Annotated in this window: 17 protein-coding genes; 7 read left to right on the top strand and 10 right to left on the bottom strand. The window is 32.5% G+C overall.

Annotation, left to right across the window (positions count from 1 at the left end; genetic code table 11):
* Positions 1–37: 37 nt before the first annotated feature.
* On the bottom strand, positions 38–1,063 hold the full coding sequence (locus AC3VJB_RS13260) for a zinc metalloprotease (RefSeq protein ID WP_047788205.1): 1,026 nt from the start codon (positions 1,061–1,063) through the stop codon (positions 38–40).
* 408 nt (positions 1,064–1,471) lie between these two features.
* Between AC3VJB_RS13260 and AC3VJB_RS13255 the strand changes: the two genes are divergently transcribed.
* Positions 1,472–2,173 (top strand): Bax inhibitor-1/YccA family protein, encoded by a 702-nt coding sequence (locus AC3VJB_RS13255; protein ID WP_082118594.1) that lies wholly within the window; start codon positions 1,472–1,474, stop codon positions 2,171–2,173.
* Between the two features lie 69 nt (positions 2,174–2,242).
* Here AC3VJB_RS13255 and AC3VJB_RS13250 read toward each other — a convergent pair whose 3' ends face one another.
* Entirely contained in the window at positions 2,243–3,454 is a 1,212-nt protein-coding gene (locus AC3VJB_RS13250) for an aminotransferase class V-fold PLP-dependent enzyme (RefSeq protein ID WP_073182460.1), read from the bottom strand.
* A 92-nt stretch (positions 3,455–3,546) separates the two neighbouring features.
* Between AC3VJB_RS13250 and AC3VJB_RS13245 the strand changes: the two genes are divergently transcribed.
* Positions 3,547–4,872, top strand: coding sequence for a serine hydrolase domain-containing protein (locus AC3VJB_RS13245; RefSeq protein ID WP_437823602.1), 1,326 nt, complete (start codon positions 3,547–3,549; stop codon positions 4,870–4,872).
* 3 nt (positions 4,873–4,875) lie between these two features.
* Positions 4,876–5,217: an SdpI family protein gene (locus tag AC3VJB_RS13240; RefSeq protein ID WP_167712522.1), complete on the top strand. Its 342-nt coding sequence runs from the start codon at positions 4,876–4,878 to the stop codon at positions 5,215–5,217.
* Between the two features lie 104 nt (positions 5,218–5,321).
* On the opposite strand, the gene AC3VJB_RS13235 is transcribed toward AC3VJB_RS13240, so the two are convergent.
* Positions 5,322–5,999, bottom strand: a complete 678-nt coding sequence (locus AC3VJB_RS13235; protein ID WP_073182457.1) for an SCO family protein — start codon at positions 5,997–5,999, stop codon at positions 5,322–5,324.
* Between the two features lie 159 nt (positions 6,000–6,158).
* Here AC3VJB_RS13235 and rseP point away from each other — a divergent pair, with 159 nt between their 5' ends.
* Positions 6,159–7,505 carry an RIP metalloprotease RseP gene (rseP, locus tag AC3VJB_RS13230; protein ID WP_497667235.1) on the top strand — a complete coding sequence of 449 codons (1,347 nt, stop codon included), beginning with the start codon at positions 6,159–6,161 and terminating at the stop codon, positions 7,503–7,505.
* An 81-nt stretch (positions 7,506–7,586) separates the two neighbouring features.
* Here the strand turns inward: rseP and AC3VJB_RS13225 are convergent, their stop codons facing one another.
* From AC3VJB_RS13225 to AC3VJB_RS13215, 3 genes are read right to left on the bottom strand one after another with little or no spacing between them, the layout of a single operon-like run.
* On the bottom strand, positions 7,587–9,395 hold the full coding sequence (locus AC3VJB_RS13225; RefSeq protein WP_047788198.1) for a lysophospholipid acyltransferase family protein: 1,809 nt from the start codon (positions 9,393–9,395) through the stop codon (positions 7,587–7,589).
* A 51-nt stretch (positions 9,396–9,446) separates the two neighbouring features.
* Complete coding sequence (locus AC3VJB_RS13220) at positions 9,447–10,700, bottom strand: aspartate kinase (RefSeq protein ID WP_437823600.1); 1,254 nt, start codon at positions 10,698–10,700, stop codon at positions 9,447–9,449.
* On the bottom strand, positions 10,687–11,169 hold the full coding sequence (locus AC3VJB_RS13215; protein ID WP_349265796.1) for a GNAT family N-acetyltransferase: 483 nt from the start codon (positions 11,167–11,169) through the stop codon (positions 10,687–10,689). The genes AC3VJB_RS13220 and AC3VJB_RS13215 overlap by 14 nt, the downstream gene beginning before the upstream one ends.
* Positions 11,170–11,315: 146 nt before the next feature.
* On the opposite strand from AC3VJB_RS13215, the gene fbp reads away from it, so the two are divergent.
* Positions 11,316–12,350 (top strand): class 1 fructose-bisphosphatase, encoded by a 1,035-nt coding sequence (gene fbp / locus AC3VJB_RS13210; RefSeq protein ID WP_159488919.1) that lies wholly within the window; start codon positions 11,316–11,318, stop codon positions 12,348–12,350.
* Between the two features lie 124 nt (positions 12,351–12,474).
* A complete protein-coding gene (locus AC3VJB_RS13205) occupies positions 12,475–13,083 on the top strand; it encodes a superoxide dismutase (protein WP_159488917.1) in 609 nt (202 codons plus the stop codon).
* A 53-nt stretch (positions 13,084–13,136) separates the two neighbouring features.
* On the opposite strand, the gene AC3VJB_RS13200 is transcribed toward AC3VJB_RS13205, so the two are convergent.
* From AC3VJB_RS13200 to AC3VJB_RS13185, 4 genes are all read right to left on the bottom strand, one after another.
* Positions 13,137–13,622: an acyl-CoA thioesterase gene (locus tag AC3VJB_RS13200; RefSeq protein ID WP_125066472.1), complete on the bottom strand. Its 486-nt coding sequence runs from the start codon at positions 13,620–13,622 to the stop codon at positions 13,137–13,139.
* A 51-nt stretch (positions 13,623–13,673) separates the two neighbouring features.
* The gene (locus AC3VJB_RS13195) at positions 13,674–14,267 is read right to left on the bottom strand and encodes a TetR/AcrR family transcriptional regulator (RefSeq protein ID WP_281979564.1); all 594 of its coding nucleotides are present in this window, start codon (positions 14,265–14,267) and stop codon (positions 13,674–13,676) included.
* Positions 14,268–14,395: 128 nt separating this feature from the next.
* A complete protein-coding gene (locus tag AC3VJB_RS13190) occupies positions 14,396–15,544 on the bottom strand; it encodes a cystathionine gamma-synthase (RefSeq protein ID WP_497667234.1) in 1,149 nt (382 codons plus the stop codon).
* Positions 15,545–15,589: 45 nt separating this feature from the next.
* The gene (locus tag AC3VJB_RS13185; RefSeq protein WP_497667233.1) at positions 15,590–16,045 is read right to left on the bottom strand and encodes a DinB family protein; all 456 of its coding nucleotides are present in this window, start codon (positions 16,043–16,045) and stop codon (positions 15,590–15,592) included.
* A gap of 118 nt (positions 16,046–16,163) precedes the next feature.
* Here AC3VJB_RS13185 and AC3VJB_RS13180 point away from each other — a divergent pair, with 118 nt between their 5' ends.
* Positions 16,164–16,511, top strand: coding sequence for an arsenate reductase family protein (locus tag AC3VJB_RS13180; RefSeq protein WP_173360446.1), 348 nt, complete (start codon positions 16,164–16,166; stop codon positions 16,509–16,511).
* The last annotated feature ends 18 nt before the right edge of the window (positions 16,512–16,529 follow it).

Genomic DNA, 16,529 nt, shown 5'->3' with positions numbered 1-16,529 from the left:
AATTATTGAGAACGTCTTAAAAAAAGACTTATTAAACTTATATCATAGAAGACCTCGCTCCTCCTGAAGCAAATAAAGCTCTCATTCTGTTACGCTGACCATCAGTAAACATATACATACAAGCATCGTTTGTATAATCCATATAGTTCATTGTCATATCAGCAGATTTACAGCTAACATCTGGATACGTTGGACATCCGTAGTTTGAGGCATCAGAAGATGGAGTATCAGCTACGAAATCGTCTTGACGACATCTTCCGTCTCCCCAAATGTGACGTAAATTTAAGTAATGACCAACCTCATGGGTTGCAGTTCTACCCATATTATATGGAGCAGAAGACCCTCCTGGTAAAGTTCCTGCTAATAACACTACACCATCTGTAGATAAAGAACCTCCTGGAAATTGAGCATATCCTAAGATACCTCCTCCTATTTCACATACCCAAACATTTAAGTGTGTTTCTGGTGTAATTGGAGGATAAGCAGCCTTAACAGCATCGTTAGTTCCCCAAGATGACCTAGAGTCATCATGCCTAAAAGTGCCTGCTAATGTAAACTGGATTCCTGTATCAGTTGCATCGTTGATAAAATCCGAAGCCCCTGAAGGAAGTTGATTTGTATTTGGATTACTAAAGTCGTCATTCAATACATTCATTTGTGCTTGAATTTGAGAATTTGTAACACTATTAGAGTTTGGTAAAACAATATGTACATATACAGGAATATTAATAGTTCCTAAACCATCTTCTATTGGAGCTACATCTACATCTCCTCCAGTACTTCCTCCCCCTGGTTTACCTTTCTTTGTTGTTATTTTTCTTGTAGCATACTCAATATCATACATTTTTTTGTATAACCCTGGGTTTTCTTTTACCTGCCTGTTTAAAACTCTCATTGAGTGGCATTGTTCTGACCCTCCTCTATGAGAAACTTCTTCTGTTTCTACATAAAAGTCACTCATATCAATTGATTCTTGAGGGTCTAAAGCTTCGTCTTTAGAGTTTTCCTGACATCCTACTAAAAATGAGGCTGCTACAGCTAGTGTTAAAAAAATTCTTTTCATGTTGTGAATAATTAAAAAATTAGTTATTGATAAAACTGCCCATAAGGCAATAAACTTGTTAAAAAACTCAAAAAAAAGGTATCATCAATTAATTTGTTAAATACCTGTAAATTTGATAGTTATTTGAAGGGTTTTTTAACGATATGCAATATATGATTTTTTTTAAACGCTAAATAAAAGTTAAAAAAAAGTTAATTTATTAGGTTTTATCACTTGGGAACACCCTTATCCTAACAATCTAAGAATGTTAAAATTTAACAAAAACAATAAAAAAACGTCAATTTTAAACAATAAAAATTTTAAATACGACATTTTTAACACACTCAAATTGTATTTTCTACAACATGGAAAGATAAATTTAAAATCACCTAAAAAACATATCTTTACATCGTATTTAAAAAATTAATTATGGAAAACTCATTTGAACCAAAAGTGCTTGTTGCACAAGTATCAGAAACTGACAGAATTGCTTTTTACAAAAAAACCTATGCGCACGTTGCTGGTGGCGTATTATTGTTTGTTTTGTTTGAATATTTATTTTTACAAAGTGCTACGATTGTAGAATTTGCCTTATCAATGACCCAAGGTTATAAATGGTTATTGTTACTGGGTGGTTTTATGTTAATTACAAACTATGCAGAAAGTACTGCCTTAAAAACTTCTGACAAAAACTTACAATACTTAGCATATTCAGGGTATATCTTTGCTGAAGCATTTATTTTTATCCCTTTAATTTACATTGCTATTTCTTATACCAATAATTTTGATGTTATAAAACAAGCAGGAATTGTTACGTTAGCATTGTTTGTTGGAATTTCATCAATCGTTTTTATTACTAAAAAGGATTTTTCTTTTATTAGAGCTGGATTATCTGTTGGTTTCTTTATCGCTATCGGATTAATTATCGCTGGTGCTTTATTCGGATTTAATTTAGGTTTGTGGTTTTCTGTTGGAATGTGTGTGTTAGCAGCTGGTTCTATTTTATACCAAACATCTAACTTAGTTCACAAGTTTTCTACGGATGATTACATTCCTGCAGCATTAGGCTTATTTGCTTCTTTAATGCTATTATTCTGGTATGTATTACAAATATTTATGTCAAGAGATTAGTAAAAAAACTATTATAAACTAAAAAAGCCTCCAAATGGAGGCTTTTTTATATTCTTATGCTAAATTCTTCTAACTTAACATCATTTGCGCTTTCTTAACTGCGTTTACCAATACATCAACTTCTTCTTTGGTATTATAAAAAGAAAAAGAAGCTCTCACTGTTCCTGGAATACAATAAAAATCCATAATAGGTTGTGCACAATGGTGACCTGTACGAACAGCAACACCTAACTTATCTAAAATAGCTCCAACATCATACGGGTGTATTCCTTCTAAATTAAAAGAGATAACAGATGTTTTGTTAGTTGTTCCATAGATTTTTAATCCATCTATTTTTTCTAATTCTTGCGTTGCGTACGATAACAATTCGTTTTCTTGCTTTTCTATGTTGTCAAAACCAACTGAATTCATATAATCTACAGCGACTCCAAAAGCAATTCCTCCGCAAATATTAGGTGTTCCTGCTTCAAACTTATGAGGTAACCCTGCATAGGTTGTTTTTTCAAAAGTTACGGTTTCAATCATCTCTCCTCCTCCTTGGTATGGTGGTAATAACTGCAATAGCTCTTCTTTCCCATACAACATTCCAACACCTGTTGGTCCGCACATTTTATGAGCTGAAGCCACATAAAAATCAGCATCTAATGCTTGTACATCTGGTTTTATATGCGGTACTGCTTGTGCTCCATCAATCAATACATAAGCTCCAAACTTATGTGCTGCATGAATAATTTCTTTTATTGGGTTAATTGTTCCCAACGCATTCGACACGTGGTTACAAAAAACTAATTTTGTTTTTGGGTTCAATAATTCATGGTATAGGTCCATGCGTAAAGAACCATCTTCATCCATCGGAATTACTTTTAAAATAGCTCCTGTTTTTTCACATAACATTTGCCAAGGCACAATGTTAGAATGATGCTCTAAAGCTGAAACAATTATTTCATCTCCTTCTTGTAAAATAGATGCGAAACCAGATGCTACAATATTAACTCCATGTGTTGTTCCTGAAGTTAAAATAATTTCATACGAATGCTTCGCATTGAAATGTTTTTGAATCTTAATCCTTGCTTCCTCATACTTATCAGTAGCTTCCTGACTTAATGTATGTACACCTCTATGAATATTTGCATTGTAATTAGAGTAATAATCTACAATAGTGTCAATTACTACCTGTGGTGTTTGTGAAGTTGCTCCGTTATCTAAATACACTAATTTCTTTCCATGTACTTCTCTTTGTAAAATAGGAAAATCAGCGCGAATTTTATCTATACTAAACATATAAAATATCAAATTTAGTACAAAGGTAGGGCTTGCGTTTTAAATACAAACATCAAACAATTAAATTCTTACATTTGCTAGAAACCCATTCCATGAAAAATTTAAAAAGAATTCTTTTACTCGTTTTAATTGCTTTAACAATTGCTGTTTTTTACAACTATCCGAAGTTAAATATTTTGGCAGGATACTCCGCTAAAAATACCGCTTCATCAGTATTTTTGGCAGGAAGAAGTTTAGCTTTTACAGATACAAATGACAACAATTTTTCTCCCATAAATATTACTTCTGATAAAATTAATACAGAAGAAAAATCAGCTACAGGTTCAGTGTACGGATTGCTAAAAAGAAAAGCTGTATACAGAGAAGGACTTGGTGCTGTTTTGGTTACTAATGATTTTGATATTACCAAACCTCAACTTACTCCAAAACGTTCAAAACCTGACAATATCACTCCTTTTCCTTATGGAAATGCAGATCATAAAGACACTATTTTCGCTAACATTGATTATACAAAACTAAACGAAACTATTGATACTATTTTTAATGATAGAAATCAAACACGCTCGGTAGTAGTGGTATATAAAGACAAGATTATTTTTGAAAAATATGATACTGGTTTTACCAAAGAATCAAAACAGTTAGGTTGGTCAATGACCAAAAGTATTACAGGAACGTTGTTCGGGATTTTAAAATGTCAAGGGAAAGTTGATGTTCAAGAAGACAACTTATTTTCTGAATGGAAAAATGACGACCGTAAAAACATTACAATTCATAATTTATTACAAATGAATTCCGGTTTGGAATGGGAAGAAGATTATAATACCATTTCTGATGTTACTAAAATGTTGTTTTTAGAAAAAGACATGACCAAAGTTCAAGTAAACAAACCATTGGTAGGAAAGCCAAACGAAACTTGGAATTACTCTTCTGGAACTTCTAATTTATTATCGGGTATTTTACGAACAAAATTCAACACACACCAAGAGTATCTTGATTTTTGGTATAGTGGTTTGATTGATAAAATAGGAATGAACTCAATGATTGTTGAAACGGATATGAGTAACCACTTTGTAGGCTCTTCATACGCCTGGGCAACGGCAAGAGATTGGGCTAAACTTGGTTTGTTATACTTACATAACGGAGAGTGGAACGGAGAACATTTGTTTGATAAAGACTGGGTAAACTACGCTACAACGCCTACTCCAACTTCTGATGGTTGGTATGGGGCACAAATTTGGTTAAATGCTGGTGGGCGTTATCCTGATGCTCCAAAAAATATGTTTTCTTTTAACGGATATAAAGGTCAAAATGTATTTATTTTGCCTAGTCAAGATTTGGTTGTAGTTCGTACAGGACTTACCAAAAACGCAGACGTAAATACCTTGTTAAAAGGAATTATAAATTCTATTAAAAATTAAACCATGAATCCATTTTATTATGTGCTTTCTATAAACGGATTGCTTTTTTTATTCAGTATTGTTTTTCATTTTTTTCCACCTAAAAAAATCAATGCTATTTATGGGTATCGTACTAATAAAACTATGAAAAATGATACTATTTGGCAATTTGCCAATACTTTTTTCACCAAAGAGTTTATGAAGTATTCAGCAATTTCGTTAGTTGCTGCTTTGGTTTTAGCCTTTATATCAAAAGAATTAACATGGCAACCTATGGCAATTATGTTATTATCATTAGCCGTATCGGTTGTTAAAACCGAACAAGAAATAAATAAGAACTTTGATGGGGATGGAAATAGGAAGTAAAACTCATCAAGACGTTTTAACCAAAAGACCTTGATGTTTTTGTAAAAACATCAAGGTCTTTTTTTCAACTCATATGTGTCTTTTGTAGAAACCTCCTCTGCAAATTACTTTTTATACTCTTCTTTAAGCAGTGTAATATCATCAATAATTTTCTGCATATTTTCTTTTTTAGTTCCATCATACGAACCTCTTATGCGTCCTTCTTTATCAATTAACACAAAATTCTCTGTGTGAACCCAATCACTTTCTCCGCCATCACCTTCATCCAATACAGCAAAATAGTGTTTACGTGCTAAGTTGTAAATATGTTTCTTCTTTCCTGTAGTTACATTCCATTTTCCATCAATCACCCCTTTTTCAGTAGCGTACTTTCGTAATTGTGGAACGCTATCCATTACTGGAGTCACGGAGTGTGATAAAAACATGATGTCGTCATCATTTTTATAATGCTCTTGCAACTCACTCATATTATACGCCATCGCAATACAAATAGTTTGACAACGGGTAAAAAAGAAATCGGCTATATAAATCTTTCCTTTATAATCAGCATTCGTAATCGTATCTCCATTCTGGTTAATTAAGGAAAACTCACCTACTCTATGGTTTTTTGTTCTGTTTCTTACAGAACTATCCACCAATTTAGGGTTAATATCAGCAGGGTTATAAATAGGCAGTTTGTTATCAACTTTTACCAAATGATAAAAAACAGGAACTCCAATAGCACAAAAAACTAAAATAAAAATTAAGGTGCTTTTTGATTTTTTAAAGAATTTAATATCCACAGTACTAAAATTTTCTACAAAAATACGACTAAAAACAGCGTTTATAAACCACTATCCTAAAAACTTTGTTAAAACCAAAGGCTAACTTACGTGCAAACTTTTACAACTGTTGTTAAAAACGTACATTTGTCAGATTTTAAATTTAGACGAACACCATTTATGGAGATTTTAATAAAAGCATCACAGTTTATTTTAAGCTTATCGCTCTTAATCGTTTTGCACGAATTAGGACACTTTATTCCTGCCAAATTATTCAAAACCCGAGTAGAAAAATTCTATCTGTTTTTCGATTATAAATTCTCTTTATTTAAAAAGAAAGTAGGAGAAACTGTTTATGGTATTGGTTGGATTCCGTTAGGAGGTTATGTGAAGATTGCGGGAATGATTGATGAGAGCTTGGATACTGAACAAATGCAAAAACCTGCGCAACCTTGGGAATTTCGTTCTAAACCTGCATGGCAACGTTTAATTATTATGTTAGGTGGTGTTATTGTAAACTTTATACTAGGTATTTTAATTTATATATGTTTAATGTGGGCTTATGGTGAGAAATACTTACCTAATGAAAGTTTAAAAGATGGTGTTTGGGTTCAAGATCAATTAGGAAAAGATTTAGGTTTAGAAACTGGAGATAAAATCTTAACTATTGACGGACAAAAAATTGAGAAGTTCGGAGAGCTTCCTTTAGAGTTCATCAATGGTACTAATTACACAATAGAAAGAAACGGAACTGTTCTTGAAAAAGAAATTCCTACAGATTTTATCTCGAAATTAGTTGATAGAGGCAAAGATGCTGGAGCTTTTATAATGTACAGGCAACCTTTTGTAATTGGACAAGTTCCTGAAGACTCTCCAAATAGTAAAAGTGAGTTACAAAAGAAAGATATTATAACCGCTATTGATGGCGTTTCTACTCCTTATTTTGATCAAGTTCAAGTAATTTTAGAAAGTAAAAAAGGACAGGAAATAAATGTTACTGTTAAACGAAATAGCCAAAACATTACTATTCCTGCTAAAGTTTCTGACGAAGGAAAACTAGGAATTTATGCTACAAGCTTACCTTTAACAGATTTAGAAAAACTAGGGTATTACAATTTAGCTGAAAGAACCTATTCTTTTGGAGAGGCTATTCCAGCTGGTACAAATAAAGCTTGGACAACCTTAACCAACTATATTAAGCAAATGAAAAAGATTTTAAATCCTAGTACAGGTGCTTACAAAGGTTTAGGTGGATTTATTTCTATTGGAAGTATATTCCCTTCAGAGTTTAGCTGGCAAACATTTTGGAGTATCACCGCATTCTTATCTATCATGTTAGGATTTATGAACTTATTACCAATTCCTGCCTTAGACGGTGGTCACGTGGTATTTACCTTATGGGAAATGATTACTGGTAAAAAACCAGGTGATAAGTTCTTAGAATATGCTCAAATTACAGGATTTATCTTATTAATTGCCTTATTATTATTTGCCAACGGAAACGATATATTTAGGTTATTCAAATAACCTATAAGCAATACAAACTAAAAAAGCATCGTACTACTCAGTACGATGCTTTTTTAGTTTATGCTATTTTTAACTTGGCTTCTACTTATTTAAATTCTCTGCTGCGCGACGTTCTAATTCTTCTTGAAATTCTTCCATAACAGGTTTTACGGTGCTTTCTGGTATATCTGCTACCTTAATATACATTAACCCATCAATTGCGTTATTAAACTTCGGATCTACATTAAATGCAACTAAACGAGCATTTTGCTTCACATACTTCTTAATTAATACCGGAATACGTAATTCTCCTGGCTCAAGCTCGTCAATAATTTTATCAAACTTTTGCATGTCTGCCTCAGTAGCATCAAACACAAAGTCTTTATCAGCATCTTTTAATTTTACTTTAAATTCTTTCTTCGGACGAATGTATTGTGCCACATACGGATCGTAATAATGAGATTTCATAAACTCAATCATTAACGATTTTGAGAATTCAGAAAACTGATTACTTATGCTTACTCCTCCCATTAAATATTTATGTTCTGGGTAACGTAATGTAACATGTACAATCCCTTTCCACAATAAAAATAATGGCATTGGTTTTTGTTGATATTCTTTAATAATAAAGGCACGTCCCATTTCAATGGTTTTTTCCATCATAGGGTATAATTCTGGCTCTATTCTAAATAATGTTTGAATATAAAAACCATTTATTCCGTGTTTCTTAAAAATATCTTTTCCTAAGCCCATTCTATAGGCTCCTACCAATCTGTTTTGTTGGTCATCCCATAAAAATAAGTGGTGGTAATATTTATCAAACCTATCTAAATCTATAGGTTTATTTGTTCCTTCTCCTACTTCTCTAAAGGTAATTTCACGTAAACGACCTATTTCATGTAAAATATTTGGTATTTCTTTTGCACTAGCAAAAAACACCTCGTAGTTCTTACTCTGTAATAATCTACTTCCCTTTTCTCGTAAAGCGTCAACTTCTTTTACAAATAACTCTGGTGATTTTTGAGAAGTGATTTTTTTGGCTTTCTTCGGAATTTTTAAATTGTGTGTTGACAATATTTTCGGAGATGCTTTCTCATACGGATTCGCCAACATATACGTTTTTCTACGTAAAAACTGGTAAAAATCAGGTATTTCAGTAAATGAATCTTGGTCTTTTACTGAAATTGGTTTACCAATTCTTACTTTGATAACTCTATTTTTCTGAGATAATAATTCTGACGGAAGCTTTGCTGTTCTTAGCGTATCACTAATCTTAGACAATGTGTAAAACAGCTGACTATTTTTAGCGTGAAAGTAAATAGGAATAACAGGTACTTTCGCTTTTTTTATCAAGCGTACAGCTCCTTGCTCCCATTCTTTATCAACCATTAGCTTTCCATCACGATACGTAGATACTTCACCTGCAGGAAAAAGTCCTAACGGCTTTCCTTCTCTTAAATGTAATAAGGCATTTTTAATTCCTGCTACACTCGATTTAGCATCCTTATGATTCTCAAAAGGATTTACTGGCATTACATAAGGCTTTAAAGGCTCTATTCTATGCAGTAAAAAATTTGCTATAATCTTGTAATCAGTTCTATGCTCTAATAAGAGTTTTAATAATAAAATACCATCTATCCCTCCAAGCGGATGGTTAGAAATTGTTATAAAAGGTCCTTCCTTAGGAATACGTTTTAAATCTTCTTCAGGAATTTCAAACTCTATTTGAAACTCATCAAGCAAACCATTTAAAAAAGGTAAATCTTTTTTGTGCTTGTGCTTGTTATAAATTTCATTGGCGGTAGAAATTCGCAAAACTTTCATCAGCAACCAACCTGAAAACGTTCCGAAAACGCCGAACTTGTCGGCTCCTATTGCTTTTGCAACTTCTTTAGGTGTTACTAATCCCATACATAGTTATCAATTGACATAACTGCAAATATAATCGATTTTTTGCAAGCTTTACATGTTTTCTTGAATCACTAACTGTGCAGTTTCAGTATTTATTTGACGAATGATTGATTTTCCTCGCTTTCTTATTGTTTTTATCGCTTCATCATTAAAGTGACGAATTGTGTATAAAGTAGTATCCTTATAAGCTCTAATTTTGTAAGCGCCTTTTAAATCATTGTAAAAATTCTCAAAATTATTGTACTTATCTTCTATACAAACAGAAAAACTAATCGCTGAATTCTGAATTAGGTTTACTTTTAAATTATAGTCGTGTAGCTTTTTAAAGACATCACTAATATTATCTTCTACCATAAAAGAGAAATCTTTTGCTGAAATTGCTACTAAAATTTGATTTTTCTTTACGATAAAACAAGGAACTTCTGGTGTTATTTTTTTCCCTCTCCCAACACATGTTCCTAATTTTGTAACATCTTCAAACGAACGCACATATAATGGGATGTTCTTTTGTTCTAAAGGTTGAATTGTTTTTGGGTGAATTACTGAGGCTCCGTAAAATGCCATTTCAATAGCTTCTGTATACGAAATTTCTTGTAATAAAGCTGTTTCTGAAAACACTCTAGGATCAGCATTTAATACTCCTTGAACATCTTTCCAAATAGTAACACTATCAGCATCCAAACAATACGCAAAAATACCTGCGGTATAATCGGAACCTTCTCTTCCTAACGTTGTTGTTTCTGTACCAAACCCTCCTAAAAATCCTTGTGTAATATTTAATTTAGATACATCTACTTTTTCTTGAATTTGTTGTTGTGTCTGCTCCCAATTAATTTTAGCATCACGATAAGTACCATCGGTTTTTATGTACTCTCTTACATCTAACCATAGGTTCTCTACTCCTATTTCAGACAAATAAGCACTTACAATAGTAGTAGATAAAAACTCTCCAAAACCAACCATTTGATCATACACATAATTATAATCTTTAGAAGTGTTTCGAGCCATGAAACCACTCAATTCACCAAATAAATGATTTACTTTATTATATACTTCATGGTTTGTGCTGAACAAATTGTTCAACATATTTTGATGGAAGTCTTCTACAAAGCTCAAAGAATCTTTAAGACTTTCTTTTTTATAGAAATAATCATTAACCACCTGCTCAAAAGCGTTGGTCATTTTTCCCATGGCAGAAATTACAACCAACGTATTTTCTGTACCTTCATGTTGCAATACTTTTGCAACATTTTTTACTCCATTCGCATCTTTTACTGATGCTCCTCCAAACTTAAATATTCTCATTACAAAATTGTTCTAAGCTTTGTTCATTCATATGACATACTCTCCACTCATCATATACCGTTGCTCCTGTACTTTTATAAAAATCAACAGCCCCTGTATTCCAATCTAATACTTCCCACGCCACTCTTTTGCAATTGTTTTTATGTGCATAATTCATAACAGCACTATACAATGCTTTTCCGGCTCCAATACCTCTTTTAGATTGCGTTACCATTAGATCTTCTAAGTGAATTGCTTTTCCTTTCCATGTAGAATAGCGTTCATAAAACAACGCCATACCTATAATCTTATTATCTTCTTCAGCTACAAAGGTTTTAAACTTCGGTTTTTCAGAAAAACCATCTTTAACAATGTCTTCTACCGTAATTTTAACCGCGTTGGGTTCCTTCTCAAAAACAGCTAATTCGACGATTAAATCTAATATAGCTTGAGCATCTTTTTGCTCTCCTGATCTGATAATAAAACTCATTTCTTACTTTTTTTGGTAAAGATACTTCTCTTAAAACTTTCTGATAAAACAAATGAAAAATTAAAACACATCATATTTTTTTGTTGAAAATTTTAAAATACTAAATAAAAGTTGGCATCTTTGTACACACAACACAAAAATTTGACATGAGTAACAAGCATATGACGCTGGGTGAGTTTATCATCAGCAAACAAAAAGACTTTAAATATTCTTCTGGTGAATTATCTCGTTTAATAAATTCTATCCGTTTAGCTGCTAAAGTAGTAAACCACGAAATTAGAAAAGCAGGATTGGTTGATATTACTGGAGCTGCTGGTGATATCAATGTACAAGGTGAAGCGCAACAAAAATTAGATGTTTTAGCCAACGATTTATTTAAACAAACATTGATTAATCGTGAAATTGTTTGTGGTATTGCTAGTGAAGAAGAAGACGACTTTGTTGTAGTTGAAGGTCAAAACAAAGCCAACGAAAATAAATATGTGTTGTTAATGGATCCTTTAGATGGGTCATCTAACATTGATGTAAATGTTTCTGTAGGAACTATTTTTTCTATTTACAGAAGAATTTCTCCTGTTGGAACCCCTGTAACTAAAGAAGACTTTTTACAAAAAGGTAGCGAGCAAGTAGCTGCAGGTTATGTAGCTTATGGTACCTCAACTATGTTAGTTTTTACTACTGGTAATGGAGTGAATGGATTTACGTTAAATCCTGCTATTGGTACTTTTTACTTATCGCACCCAAACATGAGTTATCCTGAAATTGGTAGAATTTACTCAGTAAGTGAAGGGTATTTCACACATTTCCAAGAAGGAATGAAACGTTTCTTAATTCACTGTAAAGAATTAAACGAAGCAGATAACCGTCCGTATACAGCACGTTATATTGGCTCGTTAGTTTCAGATTTTCATAGAAATATGATAAAAGGTGGTGTATATATTTATCCTGCTACTGCTATAACACCAAAAGGAAAGTTACGTTTATTATACGAATGTAATCCTATGGCGTTTATTTGTGAGCAAGCAGGTGGTAAAGCTTCTGATGGGTTTACTCGTATTTTAGATATTAAACCAACCGAACTACACCAACGTGTACCTTTTTATTGTGGAAGTATACAAATGGTTGAAAAAGCGGAAGAGTTTATGACTAAATTTTCATCTGATGATAAACCAATATACTAAATAATAGTTATTATTTATACTCAAATAAATTATCCATAAGGCAAACAGTTGTTTGCCTTATTTTTTTGGGTTAAATTTACATTCGGAAAAACGAAAAAATTAATCTATTAAAAAACAAATAATTATGGCTTTTAACTTACCAGAATTAGGATACGCTTACGACGCTTTAGAACCACATATAGATGCTAGAACTATGGAAATTCACCATAGCAAGCACCACAACGGATATACTACTAAATTAAATGCTGCTATTGAAGGTACTGATTTAGAAGGAAAATCTATCGAAGATATTTTAACTAACTTAGACATGAACAACGCTGGTGTTCGTAACAATGGTGGTGGTTTTTACAATCACTCTTTATTCTGGACAGTAATGAACCCAGAAGATAGAGGTTATTTATCTGGAGAATTAAAAGATGCTATCGAAGCTGAATTTGGTTCAAAAGAAGCGTTTATCGATGCTTTTTCTAAAGCAGCTGCTACACAATTTGGTTCAGGATGGGCTTGGTTATGTGTACACAAAGGAGGAAAAGTAGAAGTTTGCTCTACTCCTAACCAAGACAACCCATTAATGCCTGGTGTTACTTGTGGTGGAACTCCTATCTTAGGATTAGACGTTTGGGAACACGCTTATTACTTAAACTACCAAAACCGTCGTCCTGATTACATTGAAGCTTTCTTTAAAGTAATCAACTGGAACGAGGTAGAAAGAAGATATGCTGAAGCTAAATAATTTTAGCTTTTGCAATAAATAAAAAAAGACCTGCAAAATGCAGGTCTTTTTTATTATGACACTTTTTGATATCGAAAACTTTTTGTTCTTTCTTCAAAACTAGTTTGTTCTATTGGTAGAACAGCATTTTCAAACAACTCTAATAAATCTTCTGAGTGTTTTGCTGTTGATAATTTTATCAAATCAAAATACACAAAAGAACTCCAAAGTATTGCTTTCAATTCTGTCTTATCTTCATTCCACATGCGTATTTCAACTAACAAATTTCTTTCTCCATAATGAATTAACTGAGAATCTATCGTTACTGTTTCCATTAAGGTTGCTGGTTTTAAATAAGCTATTTGATGTGAACCTACCACCCAGCTCTTTCCTCGCTCTTTTCCGTGTTGGTAGATATCCAAATTATAATTAGCTATTAATTGATCTTCTCTAGCATTGATAAGATAATTGAAATAGGATGCATTATTTAAATGATTAAAAGGGTCACAATCTTGAAATCTGATTTTTGTTTTACTTTCTAAAATTTTTGGTATTTCCATGGTATTAAGTTTAAAATATACCAAACGGTATATTTTTGATTAAAAAAATAGTTATTTCTGTAATTCTTGTTTTATAATTTGTTGTAGTACTGTAGATACATCCTTTAAGTAACTGTCATCTTTCATAATATGTGTCATATACACCGCTCCTTCAATCATGTAAAAAAAGCGTTTAGCGTACAACATACTATCTACTGATTTTTTAATTTCATTAGCTTCTTTTGCTTTTTCAATGAGTAGAGAAAATTTCTCTAAAATTCTGTGATTATACGATTGAACCAGTTGAGCAATTACCTTATTTTGATTATTAGCATCTACACCGATGTTTAAAATAGGGCAACCGCCAAATTGCTTATTATATTCATAATAACCTTCATAAAAAAGTGCCACATTAAGTAACATTTCTATAGGTGTCTCACCCTTATTAACAGTTTCATTAAGGTCTTTTAGTACTTTTCTTACTGAAAACTTAAACGATTCTATGGCTAACTCTTCTTTGTTTTCAAAATGTCCGTAAATGGCTCCTTTAGTCAAACCTGTAGCCTCTGTAATTTTAGATAAGCTCATAGCTGCATAGCCATTCTTATTAAAAATAGGAGCTACTGTTTCTATTATAAAAGCCTTTGTTCTTTCAGATTTAGACATTTTTTAAAAAAGTTTGAGATACAAATATACACAAAATATACTGAACGGTATATTTTATCCTTGAAAGGATAAAAAAACCGAAGCTTTGATGCTTCGGTTTTTTTCATTTTTATTCTTGGTTGTCTTTTTTATTTAGAAAGTGCCTGCTCTAAATCACCTAGTAAATCATCGATATCTTCTACTCCAACACTTAAACGGATTAAAGAGTCGGTAATTCCTATTTTTAAACGATCAGCTTCAGGAATTGATGCATGCGTCATCGTTACTGGGTGACTTACCAAGCTCTCTACTCCTCCTAGTGATTCTGCCAAGGTGAAAATTTTAGTATTTTCTAAGAAAGATAAGGCTGCTTGTTTACTCTGATCTTTTAAACGGAAAGAAACGATGCCTCCAAAATCATCCATTTGCTTTTTAGCGATTCCGTGATTTGGATGTTTTTCTAACCCTGGATAAAAGACTTCACTTACTTTTGGATGTTCTAATAAATATTGTGCTACTGCTTTTCCATTTTCACAGTGACGCTGCATACGTAAGTGTAAGGTTTTTACTCCACGTAGTGCTAAAAACGAATCCATAGGTCCTGCAATAGCTCCTGCTGCAAACTGAATAAAATGTAATTGTTCTGCAAGTTTAGCATCCTTTACCATTAAAGCTCCCATCACCAAATCAGAATGCCCTCCTAAATATTTTGTTGCCGAATGCATCACTATATCAACTCCCAAATCTAACGGACGCTGTAAATAAGGGGTTGCAAACGTGTTATCAACCGCAACTACAATAGATGTTTTTATATTTTTTACTGCTTTGGTAATTTCCTCAATATCCGCAATTTTCATTAGCGGATTGGTCGGTGTTTCTATCCAAATGAGTTTTGTTTTTTCAGAGATAGCATTGGTTACATTCGTAACCTCATTCATATCCACATACCGAAATTTCAATCCATATTTTTCAAACATGTTCGTAAACATTCGATACGTCCCTCCGTAAATATCATCTCCTGCAATTACCTCATCACCTGGATTTAAAGTTCGCAACACACAATCTATCGCCGATAAACCCGAAGAAAAAGCAAATCCGTGTGTTCCATTTTCAAGAGCAGCAAACGCACTTTCTAAAGCAGTACGCGTTGGATTCGCTGAACGTGAATACGCATATCCTTTGTTCACCCCTGGACTCGACTGTGCGTAGGTTGATGTTTGAAATATAGGAGGCATTACTGCACCTGTAGCTTCTTCAGGTTTTTGACCTCCATGTATTGTTTTCGTATTGAATTTCATCCGTTGACATTTTTTCCATCTGAATGCATACCAGATGCATGAGGTTTACACCAATTTGGTCAAATTCATAATAATACCTAAATGCATACCTTCGTGTAAATTATTAAAAGCCATGGCGCTTTCAAAAGAATCTATCACAAAACCTGTACTGGTTTCGTACTCTTGATATTCTTTAAAAATTCCTTCTTCAAAATCTTCTTGTAAAGTATCTGGTAATCCAATTAACAGTTCTTTTACTTCATCAAATTCTTCTTCAGTAAAATCTTTGGTAGGAAATGTTCCTTTTCTGTATCCTTCAATTAACTCATCAGGTGCTAAGCAATCCAATCCAGACATTTTATAATGCAATAGTTGCTGTGTAACCACTAAGTGTGCTACATTCCAAGCAATATTGTTATTAAATCCTTCTGGAATTATATGTAATTGTTCATGCGATAAACCTTCTATTCTTTTTAAAACTAACGCTCTCGATTTTTTTAAAACTTCAAATTGTTTGTTCATTTTTCTAGTTATTTTAGCTATTTCAAAGATACCTATTTAGCCATGAAAACCTACAATGAGTGTTTGTTATTTAATGGTTAAAACTAAACTATAGCCAATACAATAAAAACGTAAACAGATGAAAAAAGTTTATTTTTTACAAACTTGTGATACTTGTCGAAGAATTTTAAAAGAAGTAAATATTGACGGATTTGAAAAGCAAGAAATAAAAACCAACCCAATTACAGTTGCTCAGCTGGAATCAATGCGCGAGTTAACAGACAGTTACGAAAGTTTATTTAATAAACGTGCTAAACTGTATCGAGAAATGGATTTAAAGAATCAAAATTTAACGGAAGCTGATTACAAACAGTATATTTTAGATGAATACACTTTTTTAAAGCGCCCTGTTTTTATTGTTGACAACCAAATTTTTATTGGAAATAGTAAAAAAGTAGTAGAAAGTTTGAAAGAACTTGTGAGTTAAAAAACAAGAAAACTCCGA

The organism is Tenacibaculum sp. TB-53, assembly GCF_059716285.2.
Note: the sequence above shows the minus strand (reverse complement) of the source record. Positions and strands in the feature narration are given on the sequence as shown.

Excerpts from the sequence above, each read along its gene's own strand:
- AC3VJB_RS13220 (WP_437823600.1), bottom strand. The coding sequence starts at position 10,700 with ATGAGAATATTTAAGTTTGGAGGAGCATCAGTAAAAGATGCGAATGGA.
- AC3VJB_RS13215 (WP_349265796.1), bottom strand. The coding sequence starts at position 11,169 with ATGAGTTTTATTATCAGATCAGGAGAGCAAAAAGATGCTCAAGCTATA.
- AC3VJB_RS13180 (WP_173360446.1), top strand. The coding sequence starts at position 16,164 with ATGAAAAAAGTTTATTTTTTACAAACTTGTGATACTTGTCGAAGAATT.
- AC3VJB_RS13260 (WP_047788205.1), bottom strand. The coding sequence starts at position 1,063 with ATGAAAAGAATTTTTTTAACACTAGCTGTAGCAGCCTCATTTTTAGTA.
- AC3VJB_RS13205 (WP_159488917.1), top strand. The coding sequence starts at position 12,475 with ATGGCTTTTAACTTACCAGAATTAGGATACGCTTACGACGCTTTAGAA.
- AC3VJB_RS13195 (WP_281979564.1), bottom strand. The coding sequence starts at position 14,267 with ATGTCTAAATCTGAAAGAACAAAGGCTTTTATAATAGAAACAGTAGCT.
- fbp (WP_159488919.1), top strand. The coding sequence starts at position 11,316 with ATGAGTAACAAGCATATGACGCTGGGTGAGTTTATCATCAGCAAACAA.
- AC3VJB_RS13255 (WP_082118594.1), top strand. The coding sequence starts at position 1,472 with ATGGAAAACTCATTTGAACCAAAAGTGCTTGTTGCACAAGTATCAGAA.
- AC3VJB_RS13250 (WP_073182460.1), bottom strand. The coding sequence starts at position 3,454 with ATGTTTAGTATAGATAAAATTCGCGCTGATTTTCCTATTTTACAAAGA.
- rseP (WP_497667235.1), top strand. The coding sequence starts at position 6,159 with ATGGAGATTTTAATAAAAGCATCACAGTTTATTTTAAGCTTATCGCTC.
- AC3VJB_RS13245 (WP_437823602.1), top strand. The coding sequence starts at position 3,547 with ATGAAAAATTTAAAAAGAATTCTTTTACTCGTTTTAATTGCTTTAACA.
- AC3VJB_RS13240 (WP_167712522.1), top strand. The coding sequence starts at position 4,876 with ATGAATCCATTTTATTATGTGCTTTCTATAAACGGATTGCTTTTTTTA.
- AC3VJB_RS13200 (WP_125066472.1), bottom strand. The coding sequence starts at position 13,622 with ATGGAAATACCAAAAATTTTAGAAAGTAAAACAAAAATCAGATTTCAA.
- AC3VJB_RS13190 (WP_497667234.1), bottom strand. The coding sequence starts at position 15,544 with ATGAAATTCAATACGAAAACAATACATGGAGGTCAAAAACCTGAAGAA.
- AC3VJB_RS13225 (WP_047788198.1), bottom strand. The coding sequence starts at position 9,395 with ATGGGATTAGTAACACCTAAAGAAGTTGCAAAAGCAATAGGAGCCGAC.
- AC3VJB_RS13185 (WP_497667233.1), bottom strand. The coding sequence starts at position 16,045 with ATGAACAAACAATTTGAAGTTTTAAAAAAATCGAGAGCGTTAGTTTTA.